The 265-nt window shown below is 60.4% G+C and carries 1 protein-coding gene; it reads right to left on the reverse strand.

The window, feature by feature from the left end; translation table 11 throughout:
• The coding region (locus ACFMBG_RS19815; protein ID WP_421056402.1) for a thiamine pyrophosphate-binding protein at positions 1–252 on the reverse strand (252 nt) is incomplete at its 3' end.
• Positions 253–265: the final 13 nt, after the last annotated feature.

Here is a 265-nt window from a genome sequence, read left to right on the forward strand (position 1 = left end):
GACGGCGGTCACGAAGTTGGTGATGCCGGGGCCGTTCTGGGCGATCATCATCGACATCTTGCCGGTGGCGCGGGTATAGCCGTCAGCCATCATGCCGCCGGAGCCTTCGTGGGCGCAGTCCCAGAAGGTGATGCCTGCGGCGGGGAAGATGTCGGAAATCGGCATCATTGCCGAGCCGATGATGCCAAACGCGTGCTGGATGCCATGCATCTGCAGCGTTTTCACAAAGGCTTCTTCGGTGGTCATTTTCATGGCGGGTTCTCCT

Origin of the sequence: Leisingera coralii (assembly GCF_049056525.1) — a bacterium.
In the GTDB taxonomy this organism is placed as follows: Bacteria; Pseudomonadota; Alphaproteobacteria; order Rhodobacterales; family Rhodobacteraceae; genus Leisingera; species Leisingera coralii.